The 17,238-nt window shown below is 74.2% G+C and carries 18 protein-coding genes; 8 read left to right on the forward strand and 10 right to left on the reverse strand.

Going from position 1 to position 17,238, the window contains the following annotated elements; all coding sequences use genetic code 11:
* Window positions 1-103 precede the first annotated feature (103 nt).
* Window positions 104-3,949 (forward strand): ATP-dependent RNA helicase HrpA, encoded by a 3,846-nt coding sequence (gene hrpA / locus DSM104329_RS13915; protein WP_259316044.1) that lies wholly within the window; start codon window positions 104-106, stop codon window positions 3,947-3,949.
* A gap of 4 nt (window positions 3,950-3,953) precedes the next feature.
* On the opposite strand, the gene DSM104329_RS13920 is transcribed toward hrpA, so the two are convergent.
* From DSM104329_RS13920 to DSM104329_RS13930, 3 genes are read right to left on the reverse strand one after another with little or no spacing between them, the layout of a single operon-like run.
* Window positions 3,954-4,466, reverse strand: a complete 513-nt coding sequence (locus tag DSM104329_RS13920) for a phage tail protein (protein ID WP_259316045.1) — start codon at window positions 4,464-4,466, stop codon at window positions 3,954-3,956.
* Window positions 4,467-4,468: 2 nt separating this feature from the next.
* Window positions 4,469-5,479, reverse strand: coding sequence for a phage tail protein (locus tag DSM104329_RS13925; RefSeq protein WP_259316046.1), 1,011 nt, complete (start codon window positions 5,477-5,479; stop codon window positions 4,469-4,471).
* Window positions 5,479-5,949 carry a DUF6916 family protein gene (locus tag DSM104329_RS13930; protein WP_259316047.1) on the reverse strand — a complete coding sequence of 157 codons (471 nt, stop codon included), beginning with the start codon at window positions 5,947-5,949 and terminating at the stop codon, window positions 5,479-5,481. The genes DSM104329_RS13925 and DSM104329_RS13930 overlap by 1 nt, the downstream gene beginning before the upstream one ends.
* Window positions 5,950-6,072: 123 nt before the next feature.
* On the opposite strand from DSM104329_RS13930, the gene DSM104329_RS13935 reads away from it, so the two are divergent.
* Window positions 6,073-7,158 carry an AI-2E family transporter gene (locus DSM104329_RS13935; RefSeq protein ID WP_259316048.1) on the forward strand — a complete coding sequence of 362 codons (1,086 nt, stop codon included), beginning with the start codon at window positions 6,073-6,075 and terminating at the stop codon, window positions 7,156-7,158.
* 35 nt (window positions 7,159-7,193) lie between these two features.
* Here DSM104329_RS13935 and DSM104329_RS13940 read toward each other — a convergent pair whose 3' ends face one another.
* Window positions 7,194-7,721: a PadR family transcriptional regulator gene (locus tag DSM104329_RS13940; RefSeq protein ID WP_259316049.1), complete on the reverse strand. Its 528-nt coding sequence runs from the start codon at window positions 7,719-7,721 to the stop codon at window positions 7,194-7,196.
* Between the two features lie 77 nt (window positions 7,722-7,798).
* Between DSM104329_RS13940 and DSM104329_RS13945 the strand changes: the two genes are divergently transcribed.
* The 4 genes from DSM104329_RS13945 (at window position 7,799) to DSM104329_RS13960 (ending at window position 11,199) form a co-directional block, all read left to right on the forward strand.
* Entirely contained in the window at window positions 7,799-8,236 is a 438-nt protein-coding gene (locus DSM104329_RS13945) for a cupin domain-containing protein (RefSeq protein ID WP_259316050.1), read from the forward strand.
* Between the two features lie 46 nt (window positions 8,237-8,282).
* Window positions 8,283-8,780: a hypothetical protein gene (locus DSM104329_RS13950; RefSeq protein ID WP_259316051.1), complete on the forward strand. Its 498-nt coding sequence runs from the start codon at window positions 8,283-8,285 to the stop codon at window positions 8,778-8,780.
* Between the two features lie 12 nt (window positions 8,781-8,792).
* Complete coding sequence (locus DSM104329_RS13955; RefSeq protein ID WP_259316052.1) at window positions 8,793-10,100, forward strand: chloride channel protein; 1,308 nt, start codon at window positions 8,793-8,795, stop codon at window positions 10,098-10,100.
* Window positions 10,101-10,221: 121 nt separating this feature from the next.
* Window positions 10,222-11,199, forward strand: a complete 978-nt coding sequence (locus tag DSM104329_RS13960) for a VOC family protein (RefSeq protein WP_259316053.1) — start codon at window positions 10,222-10,224, stop codon at window positions 11,197-11,199.
* A gap of 16 nt (window positions 11,200-11,215) precedes the next feature.
* On the opposite strand, the gene DSM104329_RS13965 is transcribed toward DSM104329_RS13960, so the two are convergent.
* Window positions 11,216-11,566: a nuclear transport factor 2 family protein gene (locus DSM104329_RS13965; RefSeq protein ID WP_259316054.1), complete on the reverse strand. Its 351-nt coding sequence runs from the start codon at window positions 11,564-11,566 to the stop codon at window positions 11,216-11,218.
* A 23-nt stretch (window positions 11,567-11,589) separates the two neighbouring features.
* Window positions 11,590-12,246, reverse strand: a complete 657-nt coding sequence (locus tag DSM104329_RS13970) for a polysaccharide deacetylase family protein (protein WP_259316055.1) — start codon at window positions 12,244-12,246, stop codon at window positions 11,590-11,592.
* Between the two features lie 117 nt (window positions 12,247-12,363).
* On the opposite strand from DSM104329_RS13970, the gene DSM104329_RS13975 reads away from it, so the two are divergent.
* Entirely contained in the window at window positions 12,364-12,813 is a 450-nt protein-coding gene (locus DSM104329_RS13975; protein ID WP_259316056.1) for a hypothetical protein, read from the forward strand.
* Here DSM104329_RS13975 and DSM104329_RS13980 read toward each other — a convergent pair whose 3' ends face one another.
* The 4 genes from DSM104329_RS13980 to DSM104329_RS13995 form a co-directional block, all read right to left on the reverse strand.
* A complete protein-coding gene (locus DSM104329_RS13980) occupies window positions 12,814-13,362 on the reverse strand; it encodes a VOC family protein (protein ID WP_259316057.1) in 549 nt (182 codons plus the stop codon).
* Window positions 13,359-14,828 (reverse strand): GMC family oxidoreductase N-terminal domain-containing protein, encoded by a 1,470-nt coding sequence (locus tag DSM104329_RS13985; protein WP_259316058.1) that lies wholly within the window; start codon window positions 14,826-14,828, stop codon window positions 13,359-13,361. Before DSM104329_RS13985 ends, DSM104329_RS13980 begins: the two co-directional genes overlap by 4 nt.
* Window positions 14,825-15,214, reverse strand: a complete 390-nt coding sequence (locus tag DSM104329_RS13990; protein WP_259316059.1) for a gluconate 2-dehydrogenase subunit 3 family protein — start codon at window positions 15,212-15,214, stop codon at window positions 14,825-14,827. The genes DSM104329_RS13985 and DSM104329_RS13990 overlap by 4 nt, the downstream gene beginning before the upstream one ends.
* A 187-nt stretch (window positions 15,215-15,401) precedes the next feature.
* Window positions 15,402-16,544, reverse strand: coding sequence for a PQQ-dependent sugar dehydrogenase (locus DSM104329_RS13995; RefSeq protein ID WP_259316060.1), 1,143 nt, complete (start codon window positions 16,542-16,544; stop codon window positions 15,402-15,404).
* A 193-nt stretch (window positions 16,545-16,737) separates the two neighbouring features.
* Here DSM104329_RS13995 and DSM104329_RS14000 point away from each other — a divergent pair, with 193 nt between their 5' ends.
* Complete coding sequence (locus DSM104329_RS14000; protein ID WP_259316061.1) at window positions 16,738-17,205, forward strand: YtoQ family protein; 468 nt, start codon at window positions 16,738-16,740, stop codon at window positions 17,203-17,205.
* Window positions 17,206-17,238 lie beyond the last annotated feature (33 nt).

Genomic DNA, 17,238 nt, shown 5'->3' on the forward strand with positions numbered 1-17,238 from the left:
CGACAGGTGGACGAAAAGCGCAACTCGGCGAACTCAGGCAGCGGCGGCGAATCCGAGACGGCGGCGACGTGGGCGGCGGCGGCGGCGGACCTATCGTGGTCGGGTGGCCACGACGACCTCCGTGCTGCGCGACCGCCTGGCGGACCTGACCCTGCGCGACGAGCATCGCCTGCGCCGCCGGCTCGACCGCGCGCAGGATGCCCGGGCCCGCGAGCGGGTGGAGGAGGAGATCGACCGGGCCGCCGCGCACGCCGCCCGCCGCCGCGACGCCGTCCCCGCGGTCACGTACCCGGAGCAGCTGCCGGTCAGCGCCCGCCGCGAGGAGATCGCCGCCGCCATCGCCGCCCACCAGGTCGTTGTCGTCGCGGGCGAGACCGGCAGCGGCAAGACGACGCAGCTGCCGAAGATCTGCCTGGAGCTCGGCCGCGGCGTGCGCGGCGCGATCGCCCACACGCAGCCGCGCCGCCTGGCCGCGCGCACTGTCGCGCAGCGCATCGCCGACGAGCTGGACGTCCCGCTCGGCGACGCCGTCGGCTACGCGGTGCGCTTCAACGACCGCTCGAGCCAGGACACGCTCGTGCGCCTGATGACCGACGGCCTGCTGCTCGCCGAGATCCAGCGCGACCCGCTGCTGCGCCGCTACGACACCGTCATCGTCGACGAGGCGCACGAGCGCAGCCTGAACATCGACTTCCTCCTCGGTTACCTCCGGCGCATCCTGCCGCGCCGGCCGGACCTGAAGCTCGTCATCACGTCGGCGACCATCGACCCGGGGCGCTTCAGCCGCCACTTCGGCGACGCGCCGGTGGTCGAGGTCTCGGGCCGGACGTATCCGGTCGAGGTGCGCTACCGCCCGCTCGAGGACCCCGACGGCGCCGATCGCGACCAGGTCGACGGCATCGGCGACGCCGTGGAGGAGCTGCTGCGCGAGAAGCCCGGCGACGTGCTCGTCTTCCTGTCCGGGGAGCGCGAGATCCGCGACACCGCCGACGCGCTGCGCGGCCGCCTCGGCGACGGCGTCGAGATCCTCCCGCTGTACGCGCGGCTGTCGGACGCCGAGCAGCGCCGCGTGTTCACCGCGCACCGGGGCCGGCGCGTGGTGCTCGCCACGAACGTCGCCGAGACCTCGCTCACCGTGCCCGGCATCCGCTACGTCGTGGACCCGGGCACCGCGCGCATCAGCCGCTACAGCGCCCGCCTGAAGGTCCAGCGCCTCCCGATCGAGCCGATCTCGCAGGCCTCCGCCGACCAGCGCAAGGGCCGCTGCGGCCGCGTCGCCGAGGGCATCTGCATCCGCCTCTACGCCGAGGAGGACTTCGTGGCGCGCCCGCGCTACACCGACCCCGAGATCCTGCGCACGAGCCTCGCCGCGGTGATCCTGCAGATGGCCTGGGTCGGGCTGGGCGACATCGAGGACTTCCCGTTCCTCGATCCGCCGGACCGCCGTCAGATCCGCGACGGGCTGAACCTCCTCGACGAGCTGGCGGCGATCGAGCAGGACCGGCGGCTGACCCCGCTCGGCCGCCGGCTCGCCCGCCTCCCGGTCGATCCGCGGCTGGGGCGCATGGTGCTCGAGGCCGACCGCCTGGGCTGCGCCGAGGAGGTCATCGTCATCGCCGCCGCGCTGTCGATCCAGGACCCGCGCGAGCGCCCGGCCGAGCAGCAGGAGGCCGCCGACGCTCAGCACCGCCGCTTCGCCGACGAGACCTCGGACTTCCTCAGCTACCTGAAGCTGTGGCACCACCTGCGCGGCGGCCGGCGCGAGCTGTCGGGCAACCAGTTCCGCAAGCGCTGCAAGGCCGAGTTCCTGCACCACCTTCGCATCCGCGAGTGGCAGGACCTCGCCGGCCAGTTGCGCGGCGCGGCGCGGGAGGCGGGCGTCACGCTCAACGAGCAGCCGGCCGAGCCGCGCGAGATCCACGCGGCGCTGCTGGCGGGCCTGCTGTCGCACGTCGGCGTGCGCGACGAGGGCCGGCGCGAGTACCTGGGCGCGCGCGGCGCGCGCTTCGCCATCTTCCCCGGCTCGGCGCTCGCCAGGAAGCCGCCGGCCTGGGTCATGGTCGCCGAGCTCGTGGAGACGTCGCGGCTGTGGGGGCGGGTCGCCGCGCGGATCGAGCCCGAGTCGATCGAGCCGCTCGCCGCGCACCTCGTCAAGCGCACGTACAGCGAGCCGCACTGGGAGCGCCGCCGGGGCTCGGTCGTCGCCACGGAGCGCGTGACGCTCTACGGGCTGCCGATCGTCACCGGCCGCAAGGTCGCCTACGGGAAGATCGACCCGGTCCTCGCGCGCGACCTCTTCATCCGCCGCGCGCTCGTCGAGGGCGACTGGGACACGCGCCACCGCTTCTTCCACGCCAACCGTGAGCTGCTCGAGGAGGTCGAGGAGCTCGAGCACCGCACGCGCCGGCGCGACCTGCTCGTCGACGACGCCACGCTGCACGACTTCTACGAGCAGCGGATCCCGGCCGACGTCGTGTCGGCCGCGCACTTCGACCGCTGGTGGCGCGACGCGCGCGAGGCCGATCCGGACCTGCTGACGTTCAGCCGGCAGCTCGTGATCGACGAGCGCGCCGCGGCCGATCTGGACCCGCAGGGCTGGCCGCCGGCCTGGCGCCAGGGCGACGTGACCCTGCCGCTGACCTACCGGTTCGAGCCAGGGGCGGATGACGACGGCGTCACCGCACACGTCCCGCTCGCCGCGCTCGCGCAGCTGCGGCCGATCGGGTTCGACTGGCTCGTGCCGGCGCTGCGTGAGGAGCTCGTCACGGCGCTGCTGCGCACGCTGCCGAAGGACCTGCGGCGCCCGCTCGTCCCGGTTCCCGAGACCGCCGCGGCGGTCCTGGCCGCGCTGGAGCCGCGCCGCCGGCCGCTGCTGGACTCGCTCGCCACCGCGCTCGAGCAGCTGAGGGGCGTGCGCGCCGCGCCATCGGACTTCGACCCCGGCCGCCTGCCCGACCACCTGCGCATGCGCTTCGCGATCGAGGAGCCCGACGGCCGCGCCGTCGCCGCCGGCCGCGACCTCGAGGCCCTGCGCGCGCGGGTGCGCCCGCGGCTGCGCGCCGACCTCGCGGCGCGCACGGCCGGGCTGGAGCGCACCGGGCTGCGCGCGTGGACGATCGGCACCCTGCCGCGGACCGTCGAGCTGCCCGGCACGGGGGGCGCGGTCGTCGCCTATCCCGCGCTCGCCGACGAGGGCGAGACCGTCGGCGTGCGGGTCCTCGACACGCCGGCCGCGCAGGCGGCGGCCATGCGCGCGGGGACGCGCAGGCTCCTGGAGCTCACGGTGCCGTCGCCGGTGAGATGGGTGCGCGGGCGGTTGTCGAGTGCCGCGCAGCTGGCGCTCGCGACCGCGCCCCACGGCAGCGTCGCGGCGGTGCTCGAGGACGCGACCGTCGCGGCGATCGACGCGCTGACCGCCGAGGCGGGCGGTCCGGCCTGGGACGACGCCGGGTTCGCGCGGCTGCGCGACCACGTGGCCGGCCACCTCGCCGAGCGCACCGCGCAGGTGGTCGACGGGGTGGTGGCGGTGCTCGACGCCGAGCGCGAGGTGCGCCGGGCCATGGAGCCGCTCATGGCGCCCCCGGTCGAGCCGGCGCGGCGCGACGTCGAGGCGCAGGTGCGCCGGCTCGTCCCGCCGGGGTTCATCGCGGAGGCGGGCGTCGCCCGGCTCGGCGACGTCGAGCGCTATCTGCGGGCGGCCGCGCACCGGCTCGAGCGGCTCCCGAACAACCCGGCGGCCGACCTCGACCGGATGCGCGCGATCAACGCGCTCGAGGAGGCCTACCGGCAGCGGATCACGACATGGCCGCAGGGCCGCCCGCTGCCCGACGCGCTGCGGGAGGTGCCGTGGCTGCTGCAGGAGCTGCGCGTCGCGCAGTTCGCCCAGGGCTTCGGCGCGCGGGGCCAGGTGTCGGCGAAGCGGATCCGGCGGATCCTCGACGAGGCCTGACGCGCTATTCGCGCGGCGGGTAGATGCCCTCCAGCGCGATGATGTAACTCGCCGCCTGGAACGGCTGCATGTTCGGGTGCGGCTGGCCGCCGCCGGCGGGGTTGAGGAAGGTGGGGTGCATGAGCTTGTTGTTCGTGGTCTGCGCGTAGGCGCCGCCGGTGGCGAACGTCTGCCCGTTGGGATCGCGTACGCCGCCCGCCGCCTCCGTGGCGCGCAGCTGGTGGCTGTGCTCGGGCAGCTGGTCGGCCGTGAGCGCGACCTGCTCCGCGCCGGTCTGCTGGCCGAGCGGCTTGGCGGGCACGCCCGAGCCTCCGGCCCATGCCCCCATCGCCGCGCGGCCGCGCAGGTCGGGCAGCGCGAACTGCGTCTGCCCGTTGCCGCCGTACGTCGTGCCGATCAACGAGAACAGCGCGGTGTTCTGGGCGATCGGCAGGACCGAGCCGTCGCAGAACGCCCAGCCGCGCGGGGCGAAGTTCCCGCCGAACAGCTTGATCTCGCCGACGTAGGGCTCGGACATCGTCAGTTTCTCGAGGGGTAGATGCCCTCGACGCAGATGAGGTAGTTCAGAACGGTCGAGGGCTGGACGTTGGGATGTGCGCCGCCGCCGCCGGCGAGCTGCGCCGTCGCCTGGTGCATGAGCGTGCCGGAGGTCGGCGCGGACGCGTAGGAGCCGCCGGTCGCGGGGTACGTCAGGTTCGGGTCGGTCGTCGTCGCGGCGTCGCTGCTGGCGCGCACCGAGTGGCCGTGGCTGGCCATCTGCTGCGTCGTGAGCTGGTGCGTCTCCGAGCCGCCGGCCTCGCCTTGCGCCCGGTTCGCGAGCCCCGGGCCCTGCCCCGCGCCGAGCGCGACGCGACCGCGCAGGTCCGGGAGCGCGAACGTCGTCTGGCCGTTGCCGCCGTACATCGTGCCGAGCAGGGAGAACAGCGCGGTGTTCTGGCTGATCGGCAGCAGGCGCCCGTCGCAGAACGCCCATCCGCGCGGCTCGGCGTCGAACGCGACCGCGCGGATGTCGGCGATGAGCGGGTCGGCGGGCGCCGCGGTGTCGGCCTGCAGGGCGATGCACCACTGGATGGCGAGCGCGGGCTGGAGGTTGGCGTGCGGCTGCCCCTGGCCGGCGTTGAAGACCATCGCGCGCATGCGGGTGGTCTTGTCGGGCGGGGCGGCGTAGAACCCGCCGCGGGCCGGCACGGCGCCGATCGGCGAGCTCGTCGTCTGCGTGGTCGCGGCGCGTACGCGGTGGGTGTGCTGGGGCAGCTGCGTGCGGTCGAGCGCGACGGTGTCCGTGCCCGTCTTCTGCCCGATCGTGCGCGCCGAGCGGCCGGGGCCGGCGCCCTGGCCCATGGGCAGCCGGGCTCGCAGGTCGGGGATCGCGAACGTGGTGGTGCCGTCCCCGCCGAACCGCGTTCCGAGCAGCGCATAGAGGTCCGGGTACGCGCCGATGCTCAGGCGCCGCCCGTCGCACGGCGCCCACCCGACGGGCACGAACGTGATCGCCATGGGCCGCACCTCGCCGAGGAACCAGTCGGCCATCAGGGCCCCGTGCGGCGGTCGATCGTGGCCGCGAGCGTCAGCCAGCGGCGGCCGCGCCGGCCGGGCGTGAGGAAGAGGTCGAACGCGCCGATGCCCGCGTGCTCAAGGCGCTGGATGCCCTGGCCGAAGCCGGGCCCGGTGGCGGCGGCGGGCGTCCGGAAGACGAGGCGGAAGGCGTCGTCGCGGCGGGCGAGGGCGGGGGAGAGGTCGCGTACCGCGGCGAGCTCGAGCGGCGTGCCCGCGGACGTGGCGAGGCGGCGGTCGGCGAGGGCGGTCCAGGTCGCGCGGCGCAGATGGGCGGGGACCGCCGTCGCGCGCGGGGCGGCGAGCGGCGCGCCGCCCGGCCACGTGCGCAGCGCCACCGCGGTCGCGGCGCCCGCGCCGAGCGCCAGCAGCGCGCGGCGCGTCAGCCCACGGGCGTCCATGGGCGCATGTGCGCCACCGGCGACGATCCCCTGCGCACCGGACACGGGCGCATCATCTCCGAGCGCGCGGCGGCGCGTCAACGCACTGGGCTCCGGCGCGGTGCGGTGGCGCGCTGCGGCGGGCGGCCGCCGCCCGGTGACGACCACCCGGTCGCGTAGGTTCCGCGCGTGGATCGCCCACCGCCGCAGCGCGTCGAGGTCATCGTGTCGGTGCGCACGCTCATGGTGCTGCTGGCCTTCGGGTTCGCCGTCTTCCTGGCGGTCGTCTCGCTGGGCTCGCTGCTGTCGATCTTCGTCGCCGGGATCGTTGCGCTCGGGCTCGACCCGGTCGTCGGCGCGCTCACCCGGCGCGGGTGGAAGCGCGGACCCGCCGCGCTCGCCGTCTTCGCCGCGCTGTTCGTCTTCGTCTTCCTCATCGTCGTGCTGACCGTCGGACCGCTGTGGGGCCAGGTGGTCGACTTCGTCGACATGCTGCCGCAGTACTGGAACGACATCTCCAACAGCGACGCGTTCGACGCGTTCCTCTCCAACGGCGGCAAGGAGACCGTCGAGAACGCGCTGAAGGACATCGCCGGCGAACTGCCCCACGCGGCGACGACCGTCCTCGGCATCGCCGGCGGGGTGTTCGGCTCGGTGCTGTCGCTGGTCACCCTGACGTTCCTCGCGCTGTTCCTGCTCATGGAGCGCCCGACGATCACCGACTGGCTCTTCGGCTTCGCGCCGCCGGCGCAGGAAGCGCGCTGGCGCCCGGTGCTCGAGGACTCGATCAGCGCGGTCTCGTCGTCGCTGATCGGCAACGTGGCGATCTCGCTCGTCGCGGCCACGGTCGCCGGCCTGTCGGCGTGGATCTTCGGCCTGCCGTTCCCAATCGTGCTCGCCGTCATCACGGGCTTCCTCGACCTCATCCCGCAGATCGGCGCGACGATCGCAGCAGTGATCCTCGTCCTCGTGGCGCTCACGGTGAGCACCGAGGCGGCGATCGCGATGGCGCTGATCCAGGTCGTCTACCAGCAGGTGGAGAACTACATCGTCTACCCGGTCGTCTACCGCCGGGCGGTCGAGCTGTCGGCGTTCACGACGATCGTCTCGGTCCTCATCGCCAGCTCGATCCTGGGCGTGGTCGGCGCGATCCTCGCCGTCCCGTTCGCCGCGGTCGTGAAGATCGTGATCCGCGAGGCGAGCGGGCCGCGCCGGGCGCGGATGGAGGCGCTGCGCGCGCCGCCGGCGCTCCCGGAGGGCGGCCCGGGCGAGTAGCCGGTCACGCGAGCGCAGCCCGGGCGAGCAGCCGGTCACGCGAGCTCGGCCCGGGCCTCCTGGAGCCACTCCCGCTGCAGCTCGATCAGGCGTGCGGCGTAGCGGTGGTTGATCTCGAGCAGGCGCCGGCGCTCGGGCAGCGAGCGGGCCACCTCGAGGGCGTGGCGGATCTCGGCGTCGGCGGTGGCGAGCTCGTCGGCGAGCGGCGCCAGGCCCTCGAGGATCGCCGCGTGGTCGACGAGGTCGGCGGCGAGGACGCGGACGATCGCCTCCTGCTGCATCCGCGGCAGCGCCGTCGGCGTGCGCACCCAGCCCTCGAGCGCCTCGACGCCGGCCGGCGTCAGGTCGTAGTGGGTGCGCTGGCGCGTCCGGCCGGGTTCCTTGCGCGACGACAGCAGGCCGAGCTTCTCGAGCCGCTTGGGCTCCGCGTACCACTGGCTCGGGGCGGCGTCCCAGTAGACGCGGCCGGCCTCGGCCATCCGCCGCAGGTCGTGGGGTCCCGCCCCGCCGCGGCCGACGAGCACGAGGATCACGTACGAGAAGGGCGACAGGCGGACGGCCATTGACAAAGCTCCGATCCAGAGTTACGGTGCGCGACGATCGAGAAAACTCCGATTCGGAGTCTACCCGGAGGAGCATGATGCCCGCCACCGCCATGGCCCCCACGACCGGCCCCGAGCTCGAGTTCCTCGGCTCGCGCGTGCGCATCCTCGAGGGCAGCGAGGCGATCGGCCTCGTCGACATGATCGAGGTGCCGGCCGGCGACGCCTCACCGCTGCACGTCCACCACGCGCACGACGAGGGCTTCTACGTCCTGTCGGGCGAGGTCACGCTGCACGTGCCCGGGGAGGCGATCACGCTGGGCGCCGGGGACTTCTTCCTCGCTCCGCACGGCGTGCCCCACGCCTACCGCGTCGGCGCGGCCCCGGCGCGCTGGCTCGTCACCTCGACGCCCGCCGGGTTCGAGCGCTTCGTCGCCGAGGTCGCCGCCGGGCGCGTGACCGACCCGGCCGAGCTCGCCGCGGTCGCCGCCCGCCACGAGATCGAGATCCTCGGCCCTCCCGGGATGCTGCCGTAAGCGCCCGGCGCGCCGGCCGCCGCCCGCGCTTTCTACCCTGGGACCGATGGACCCAGACGGCGACAGCGGCGACCGGCGCACCCCGGCGGAGCGGCTGCTGGCGCGGCGCCTGCCCGACCGGGGCGCGGCGCCGCACCAGTTCGACCGGCGCTCGCTGCAGGCCGAGCGCACGCTCGAGGGGTACCTGCGCGGCTCCGCGCCGCCGCGCTGGATGGAGCGTGCGGCTCAGGTCGACCGCGGCATCGAGCGCGAGCGCGAGGAGCTCGAACGCGCCCACCGCGCACTGCGCGAGCGCTGCGGCGACGACCCGGCGGCGTTCCCCGCGCGGTGGCGGGAGCTTGTCGAGCGCTGGCCGTTCGACGCCGAGCTCAACGAGCTCATCGCGCAGCACAACGAGTGGTACCCCATCGAGCGCCGCCTGCCGATGAACCCGCGCACCGGCGACTACGTGCTCATCATGGGCCGCTCGCACCGGCGCCCCGTGCTCGACGCGGCATGGGCGCTGCGCGAGTTCCCGGCCGAGGTTCGCCGCCCAGGGACATAGAGTCGTGGCCTCGTGGCCACTCCTCCGTCCGAGACCGCTCCGACCGCGCCCAAGGCGGGTCGCCGCCGGGGCCTGCTCATCCTTGCGGCGGCGATCATCATCGGCGTCGTCGACGGCCTCCTGTTCATGGGCTTCGAATGGGTCGTCAATCACGGGCTCGACTGGATCTGGAACGACGTCTTCGACACCGACGACGAGCGCTGGCGGGTGGTGCCGCTCGCGCTCGCGCTCGGCCTGCTGTTCGGCGTGGCCCTGCGGCTGCTGCGCCAGGACCGGCTCGTCGAGCCGCACACCGACCCGATGGCCGCCAACGAGGATGCCGACCCCGACGCACCGCTGCCGCGCGAGACGCTGTGGATGATCGGCGTGATCATCCTGGTCGGCCTCGCGAGCCTGCTCGCGGGCGCCTCGCTCGGGCCCGAGGCGCCGCTCGTCGGCGCCACGTCGGCGATCGGCGTCTACGTCGCGAACCGCATCGACCCGGGGCCGGAAGGGCGCCTGCTCGTCCTCTGCAGCGTCGGCGCGCTGCTGGTGGCGTTCTTCGGCTCGCTCGTACCGATCGCGCTGCCGATCCTCGTCCTGGTGCAGCGCACCCGGCGGCTGCCGATCCCGGCGCTCATCGCGATCGTGCTGTCCGGGGCGGCGGCGTACGGCACGCTGTACGCCGTCCAGGGCGGCGCGCCCGGGTTCGGGAGCATCCCGTTCGAGACCGGGGCGCAGGCGCACGACTACGCGACCGCGCTGCTGCTGGGCATCGCCTGCGTGCCGGTCGGGCTGCTGCTGCGCTGGCTGGTCGAGGCGGTCTGGGCCGTGGCCAAGCGGGTCGACGCGCACGTGCCGTGGTGGATCACGGCGGCAGGGTTCGGCGCCGTGCTCGGGGTGTGGTACCTCATCGGCGGCGAGACCGTCCAGTTCAGCGGCAGCGAGGGCAGCGGGCTGCTGCTGCACCACGCCGATGACTACGGGTGGGCCGCGCTGGCGGGGATCGTGCTCATGAAGATCGTGGCCACGGCGTGGTCGCTGGGCACCGGCTATCGCGGCGGCCTCGTGTTCCCGTCGGTGTTCTGCGGCGTCGCGCTCGGCCTCACGGTCGGCGCGATCTTCGGCGATCAGGCCGGCCCGGGGCTGCTGATCGGGGCCGTCGGCGGCATCCTGGCCGAGATGACCGCTCCGGTGGTGGGCGTGATCATGCTCGTCGCGCTGCTGCCGGCGAAGTACGCGGGCATCGCGGTCATGGCGGCGGTCGGCGTGTTCATCGGGCGCTGGGTGGTGGACCGCGCCGGGCCGCGCCGAGCCGCCGCGCCGGACGCGGGGATCTGACGCGCGTCCGGCGAGCGGGCGGCGGCTCCGGCCCTGACACGGGAGCGCGCTGGATGTACGGTTCCCTGAGAGATACGACGGCCGCGCCGCCGTCGCGCCGTGCACGAGAGGGGAGCCTGAGATGTCGAACGAGGGTCTCATCCGGGGAACGCACCATCTGACGTTCTGCGTGGGCCGCGCACAGGAGGACTACGACTTCCACGTACGCCTGCTCGGCCTTCGCAGCGTCAAGAAGACGGTGCTCTTCGACGGGGAGCTCCCGATCTACCACCTCTACTACGGCAACGAGGTCGGCGACGAAAGCACGGTCCTCACGGCGTTCCCGTATCGCCAGGCGGGCTGGATGGGCCGGCGCGGGACGAACCAGTGCAGGTCGATCAACCTCTCCGTGCCGGCCGACTCGCTCGGATTCTGGGCGGACCGCCTGCGCGGCGCGGGCCTCGAGGTCGGCGAGGTCGAGCGGTTCGGGACGCCGCGCCTCGAGTTCGCCCATCCGTGCGGCATCCCGTACCAGTTGATCGGCGAGAGCGGCCCGGATCCCCGCGATCCCTGGGAGGGCAACGGCGTCGACGGCGAGCACGGGATCCGCGGCGCGTTCGGCACTACCACCTCCGTGCGCGAGCCCGAGCCGATGGACGACTTCCTCGTGCGCGGGATGGCCGCGAAGAAGGTGGCCGGCGAGGGCGCGCACCACCACTACGAGTTCGGGACGGCCGACGGTCACGGCCGCGTTCTCGAGCTCGTCGAGGAGCCCGACCTGCCGCAGGGCACCTGGACGTTCGGCGAGGGCACGATCCATCACCACGCGTTCGCGGTCGCCACGGCCGAGGACCAGCTCGCGGTCAAGGACCACATCGTCGGGCTCGGCTTCACCGACGTCTCCGACGTCAAGGACCGCGGCTACTTCTTCTCGATCTACTGCCGGACGCCCGGTGGCGCGCTGTTCGAATTCGCGTACTCGCGGCCGCAGGGCTTCTTCATCGACGAGGCCGCCGACGAGCTCGGCACCCACATGTGCATCCCGCCGCACTGGGAGGACCGGCGCTCGGAGATCGCGCAGCTCGAGTCGATCGACACCGAGGAGGTCGTCGTCGGCTGAGGCGGCGCGCGCGGCTTCAGGCGAAGAGCGGCGCGAGGTCGATGAACACCCGGTAGTCGGCGATGAGGCCGCCGACCTCGCGGTAGATCGTGACCACGGGGACGGTGACCCGGCCGCCGTCCTTGCGGGTGTAGGTCACGTTGGACTCGACGATCGTGGCGCCCGCCGGCTGCCACTGCTCGACCACCTCGTGCTCGACGCCGTCGACCGTCTCGCAGAACCCGGCCCAGGCGTCGCGGATGGCGGCGCGGCCCCGGACCGGCTCGGCGTTGCCGAAGCGCATGACCGCGTCGTCGGCGAGGTGCGCGGCGAAGCGGTCGGGGTCCATCGTGTCGATGTCGGCGAACAGGGTGTCCCGGGTGGCCATCGCTCTCCTCCTTCGGTTGGTGGTCACGGATCCGGCGCCGGCGCGACGATCCCGTCCAGCGAGCCGGCGATGCGGCCCCGGCGGATCGGGACGCAGGTGTCGGGGAAGCCGCGGACGAACCGCGCGCCGTCCTGCGCGGCGAGGTCGAGGAACCGCTCGAGGTGGTCCATGGCGCCGGTCGGCAGGTCGTGCAGGACGAGCACGGCGGGGTCGGCGGCGCGGCACTGGCACACCGCGATCTCGGGCCAGCGGCGGGGCCGCTCCCAGTCGCGCGGCACGGCGTTCCACGTCACGCACGTGTAGCCGCCGGCGACGAGCACCTCCACGGCAGTCGGGCTGAGCACGCGCTCGTCGAGGTGGCCGCCGCCGCCGAACGGGCGGAACAGGCGGTCGGGGTGGGCGAGGTCGCCGATCAGGCGCTGGGTCGCCTCGATCTCCTCGCGGACCGCGGCCTCGTCGCCGAGCTCGCCCAGCGGCGTGCCGTGGGTGAGCGTGTGGTTGCCGATCGCGTGCCCCTCCTCGGCGGCGCGCTGGGCCAGGGCGCGGGCGCCGGGCCGCGCCAGCTTCGCGCCGACGACGAAGAACGTCGCCGGGATGGCGCGCCGGGCCAGGACGTCGAGCACGTGCGGGGTCACGCCGGGCTCGGGCCCGTTGTCGAACGTGAGCGAGATGTCGGGCACGCACGCGGCATTCCATCGCATCGCGGTTGCGGCCGAGCCGAGGGGCGCCGCTCGGGTCGTCTAGGGTGCGCCCCGATGGCTGCGGCGCGGCGGACTCGGTCACGAACGGTTCGGCTCGTGGAGCAGCGGCTGTCGATCGTGCGCCTGCTCATCGCGCTGTTCGTCGCCCGGATCGTCGTCACGGTCGCGGAGATCGCCGAGTCGCGGCTGACGGTGTGGTCGGTGCTGATCTCCGTGGCGATCGGCGTCGAGGCGTGGCGCGCGTGGCGGGTCCGGCTCGCCGCCAAGCGTGCGGGCCTGGCCCCGCCGCCCCCGCCGGCCGACTCCGTGTGGAACCGCATCCTGACGCCCGTCGAGCGCGTCGGCCCCGCCGTGCTCTACGTCGTCACCGTGCTGTTCGTCGTCGCGACCGTGGCGATGGTGGCCGACGACCAGGCCCAGGACCGGCTGCTGAACCTCACGCTCGTCGTGCGCGAGATCACGACGTTCCTCTTCGTCGCGATCTTCATCGTCGCCGCGCTCGCGGTCCGGGCGGGGCGCGCGGCCCCATCCGCCGGCCAGGGGTAGCTACGCGCTGTCGCGGGCCAGGCCGGTGAAGAACTCGACGTCGGCGTCCTGCAGCTGGCAGATCTCGAGCATGTGCCCGAGCTCGTCGCTCGTGTCGACGTACCCGGCGCGTACCCGGCCGGGGATCAGCACGGTGTAGTCGACCCTCAGGCCCGACCGCGCCAGGAGCTGCGTCATCTCGTCCCAGGCCTCGTCGCCCAGCGCCATGAACGTCGCGAGGTGGTGCAGGCGGACCGCGAACGAGCCGTCGGCCGGCAGGAAGCGGCGGTAGAACCCGACCTCGCCCGACACCGGCTCGATGAGCTCGACGATCAGGCCGCCGCGCGCACCCATCGCGATCCGCGCCGACCAGTCGGCCGGCTCGTCGCCCTTGAGGAACGTCGCGGTGTCCGTCGGGACCTCGACGCAGTGCTCGAGGCCGAAGCGCTCGCGCAGGAACCCGATGCCGCGGTCGAGGTCGGTCGTGACGTAGCCGAGCTGCCAGACGTTGGCGAACAGGTCGGCCAGCGCCGCGACCGGCCGCGGCGGGGTCAGCAGGCGCTCGCTCACGCCACGACCGCCCGCTGATCCTGGAGGTAGCCGTGGGGGTCCGCGTCGAGGTGCTCGGCGAGCCGCGTCGCGAGCGCCATGATCGTGTAGGAGGGGTTGGCCGACAGTGTGCGCGGGATGACCGAGCTGTCGCCGGCGAACAGCCGCCGCACCTCGTGCGACTCGCCGTGGGAGTCGACCACCGACGTCGCCGGGTCGCTGCCCATCCGGCAGCCGCCCTGCATGTGGGTGGTCGCGGGGGAGCTCCACAGGATGCGCGTCGCGCCCGCCGCCTCGAGCACGTCGCGACAGAACCGAGCGCCCTTCTCGCGGCGCTCGATCTCGACCGGCTGGAAGTCGGTCCAGAACTGCTCGCGGCCCTCGTCGTCGAGCGTCACGCTCGCGTTGTTGTCGTCGTTGACCATGAGCAGGAGGCCGATCCAGTGGCGGTAGTCGCGCGCGGCGTCGACGAGCGGCCGGCCCCACATCGGGCCGTTCTCGTCGCACAGGGCGACGGTGAAGCCGATGGGGTCCTGGACGGTGATCGCCTCGACGACGAAGCCGCCGTCCTCGTCGCGCTGGAAGTCCATGCAGTGCGCGGTGATCGGGTAGACGCGGTGCGCGTCCTGCGGCTCGTCGAAGCGGCCGAAGACGAACATCGCGGGATGCAGCCCGAGGTGGCGGCCGATCAGTGGGTTCGGCACGCCGGAGCGCAGGAGGATCTGCGGGGTGTTCAGCGCGCCGCCGGCGACGACGACCGCGCCCGCGTCGACGGTGTGCCGGGCGCCGTCGGCGTCCGTGTACTCAACGCCGCGCGCCTCGAGGCCGCCGGCGCCCTGCTCGACGAGGACGCGGTCCACGTGGCACTCGGCCCGCAGCTCGAGCTGCCCGCGCGCCCACGGCACCGAGATGTACGTGTTCTGGGTCGACTTGCCCGCGTTCGTCGGGCAGCCCTGCAGGCAAGACCCGCACTTCATGCAGTTCTCGTCGGTGTAGGAGATGACGGGCTCGAGGTGCGCGCCCACCGCGTCGAACCCGCGCGAGACCATGCGCGTGTTCTCGAGCCAGTCGGTCCGCTCGCGCATCCCGAGGACCTCGGCGACGCGCTCGTAGTACGGGTCGAGGTCGCCCGGGCCGAGCGGCTCGCCGCGATCGTTGACCGGGGCGCTGGCCTCGCGCCACTTGTCGTACTCGTGCTGGGTGGCGCGCAAGGCGACCTTCGTGTTGATGGTCGTGCTGCCGCCGACGCAGCGGCCTGCGACCAGCGCGACGATGCCGGTGCTCGGGTCGCTGGAGGGCATCGCCATCCGGATCGGCCACCAGATGTCGTGCATCGCGTGGGCCTCCCAGCGGGTGAAGTCCGCGGCGGTCCGGTGCGGGCCGACCTCGAGCAGCAGGACGCTGCGGCCCTTGCGCGCCAGCTCGCCGGCGACCACGCCGCCGCCGGCCCCGGAGCCGACGACGACGACGTCGAAGCGCTCGCTCACGCGCCCACCCCCAGGTACGACCAGTCCTTGTCGATGCGGCTCGCCAGCGGGAACCGGAAGTCGATCTCCTCGTAGGCGCCGGGTCCGGGCGCGCCGGGGGCGACGAAGTCGCTGTAGAAGGCCTCGATCGCCAGCGCGCGGACCATCTGGAACTCCGGCGTGGCGGCCAGCGGCGCGAGCGCCTCGGCCCCGCCGCCGGCGTGCGGGGCGAGCGCGTCGACCGCATGCAGCGCGCCGTCGCGCACGGCCTCGGGCGCGGCGGCGAGGATCGCGTCGATGTAGACGACGGGGCCCACGCGCGACGAGCCGGGGACGATCGTCTCGCACAGCGACTCGAGCGTCGCGGCGCGCTCCCGGTCCAGGCATTTGAGCTCAGCGCTGGTCATCGCTCGACGGTACGCAGCCCCCTGTCGGGCGGCATGTCCCGGGGCGCACAGATCGTTGTCCGGACGTGCCGAATCCGCCGCGCCGCGCCGCGTCTCCCCGCCGCGCCGCCTCGCCCGCCCCACGCCGCGCATCGAGCGTCGAGTTTCTCAGCGTCAGGCTGAGGAACTCCACGGTCGATGCAGGGGGTCAGGGCCGGAAGCTCAGGATCCGGTCGTCGGAGGCGGCGGGCGAGCCGCGGCCGTCGCGGTTGGACGTCGTGAACCAGATCCGCCCGCCGGGCGCCGCGACGACCGTGCGGATGCGCCCGTAGCGGTTGCGAAACAGCGCGTGCGGGCGGCCCGCCGACGCGCCGTGCAGCGGGATGCGCCACAGCGTCTGGCCCGCGAGCGCGCCGACGTAGAGGTTCGAGCCCACCACGGCAGCGCCGCTCGGCGAGCTGGTGGAGGTCGGCGACCACGTCACCTTCGGGTTGGTGAACTGCCCGCCGCGCGTGCTGCCGCGGCCCTCGACCACCGGCCAGCCGTAGTTGCGGCCCTTGCGGATGAGGTTGACCTCGTCGACCTCGTTCTGGCCGAACTCGGTCGCCCACAGGCGGCCGCCGCGATCCCACGCGAGGCCCTGGACGTTGCGGTGGCCGAGCGTCCACACCGGCGAGCCCGGGAACGGGTTGTCGGACGGGACGCTGCCGTCGGCGTTGATGCGCAGGATCTTGCCGTTGGGCGAGCTGCGGTCCTGGGCCAGGCCGCTGTCCCCGGTCTCGCCGACGCCGGCGTAGAGCTTGCCGTCGGGACCGAAGGCGATGCGGCCGCCGTCGTGGATCGACCCGGCGCGCAGGCCGGTGAGGATCGGCGTCACGGTGCGCTCGCCGAGCTTGAACGAGACGATGCGGTTGTCGCGCGCCGTGGTCAGGTGCGCGAAGACGGTGCGGTCGCGCGCGAAGGCGGGGGAGACCGCGAGGCCGAGCAGGCCTCCCTCCCCGTTGGCGTGCACGCCGGGCACGGTCATGACGGGGCGCGCGCGGCCGCCGGTGGCGGGGATGCGCACGATCCGGCCGCTGTCTCGCTCGGCGACGAGGGCGTCGCCGCGGGGCAGGAAGGCGATGCCCCACGGCGTGTCGAGGTTGCGAGCGATGGTGCGCGGACGGGTACGGACCGCGCGGGCGGCGGGGGCGGCCGTCGTGGCGGTGTCGGGCGTCGCAGCGGTGTCGGGCGTCGCGGGCGCGTCGGTCGTGGCCGGGGGCGACGCCGTGGTGTCCGCCGGCCCACCGCCGCAGGCCAATATGGCGCCGGCGAGGGCGAGCGCGCCGAGGATCGCGGCGGTCAAGCGCATCCCGGCCATTTTGTCCGACCACCGGCCGGGCCGACCCCGGTTCGCCGGCGTCGGCCGGGCCGACCCCGGTCGGCCGGCGGCCGGTCAGCCCGCCCGGCCGGTTCGCCCGCGGCTGGTCACCCCGCCCGGCGCGCCGGGAAGCGCGGCGTCTCGCGGCCCGGCTTGCACGCGAGCGTTCCTATCCTTCGACTCCATGACCTGGAACGTCTACCTCTCGGGCGAGATCCACACGGACTGGCGGGCGCGCATCGAGGATGGCGCCGCGGCCGCCGGCCTCGACATCGCGTTCACGGGGCCGGTGACCGACCATGCCGCCAGCGACGACTGCGGCGCCGCGATCCTCGGCGAGCCGGCGGAGCGCTTCTGGCACGACCATCTCGGCGCCGGGGTCAACGCGATCCGCACGCGGACGCTGCTCGAGCAGGCCGACGTCGTCGTCGTGCGCTTCGGCGACCAGTACCGCCAGTGGAACGCCGCCTTCGACGCGGGCCAGGCCTCCGCGCTCGGCAAGGCGCTCGTCACGCTGCACCCGCCCGAGCACGACCACGCGCTCAAGGAGGTCGACCGTGCGGCCCTCGCGGTGGCGCGCGAGCCCGAGCAGGTCGTCGGGATCCTGCGCTACGTGGTCGCCGGCGAGCTCGTCAAGCGCGCCGGGGCGTAGACGCGAGGACGCCGCCGTCGTCGAGCAGCGGCA

This window comes from Capillimicrobium parvum (assembly GCF_021172045.1).
GTDB classification, from domain to species: domain Bacteria; phylum Actinomycetota; class Thermoleophilia; order Solirubrobacterales; family Solirubrobacteraceae; genus Capillimicrobium; species Capillimicrobium parvum.

What these genes read in the sequence shown, in the direction of transcription:
- DSM104329_RS13920 (WP_259316045.1), bottom strand. Translation starts at nt 4,466, where the DNA reads ATGTCCGAGCCCTACGTCGGCGAGATCAAGCTGTTCGGCGGGAACTTC.
- DSM104329_RS13925 (WP_259316046.1), bottom strand. Translation starts at nt 5,479, where the DNA reads ATGGCCGACTGGTTCCTCGGCGAGGTGCGGCCCATGGCGATCACGTTC.
- DSM104329_RS13940 (WP_259316049.1), bottom strand. Translation starts at nt 7,721, where the DNA reads ATGGCCGTCCGCCTGTCGCCCTTCTCGTACGTGATCCTCGTGCTCGTC.
- DSM104329_RS13945 (WP_259316050.1), top strand. Translation starts at nt 7,799, where the DNA reads ATGCCCGCCACCGCCATGGCCCCCACGACCGGCCCCGAGCTCGAGTTC.
- DSM104329_RS13950 (WP_259316051.1), top strand. Translation starts at nt 8,283, where the DNA reads ATGGACCCAGACGGCGACAGCGGCGACCGGCGCACCCCGGCGGAGCGG.
- DSM104329_RS13960 (WP_259316053.1), top strand. Translation starts at nt 10,222, where the DNA reads ATGTCGAACGAGGGTCTCATCCGGGGAACGCACCATCTGACGTTCTGC.
- DSM104329_RS13965 (WP_259316054.1), bottom strand. Translation starts at nt 11,566, where the DNA reads ATGGCCACCCGGGACACCCTGTTCGCCGACATCGACACGATGGACCCC.
- DSM104329_RS13990 (WP_259316059.1), bottom strand. Translation starts at nt 15,214, where the DNA reads ATGACCAGCGCTGAGCTCAAATGCCTGGACCGGGAGCGCGCCGCGACG.
- DSM104329_RS13995 (WP_259316060.1), bottom strand. Translation starts at nt 16,544, where the DNA reads ATGCGCTTGACCGCCGCGATCCTCGGCGCGCTCGCCCTCGCCGGCGCC.
- DSM104329_RS14000 (WP_259316061.1), top strand. Translation starts at nt 16,738, where the DNA reads ATGACCTGGAACGTCTACCTCTCGGGCGAGATCCACACGGACTGGCGG.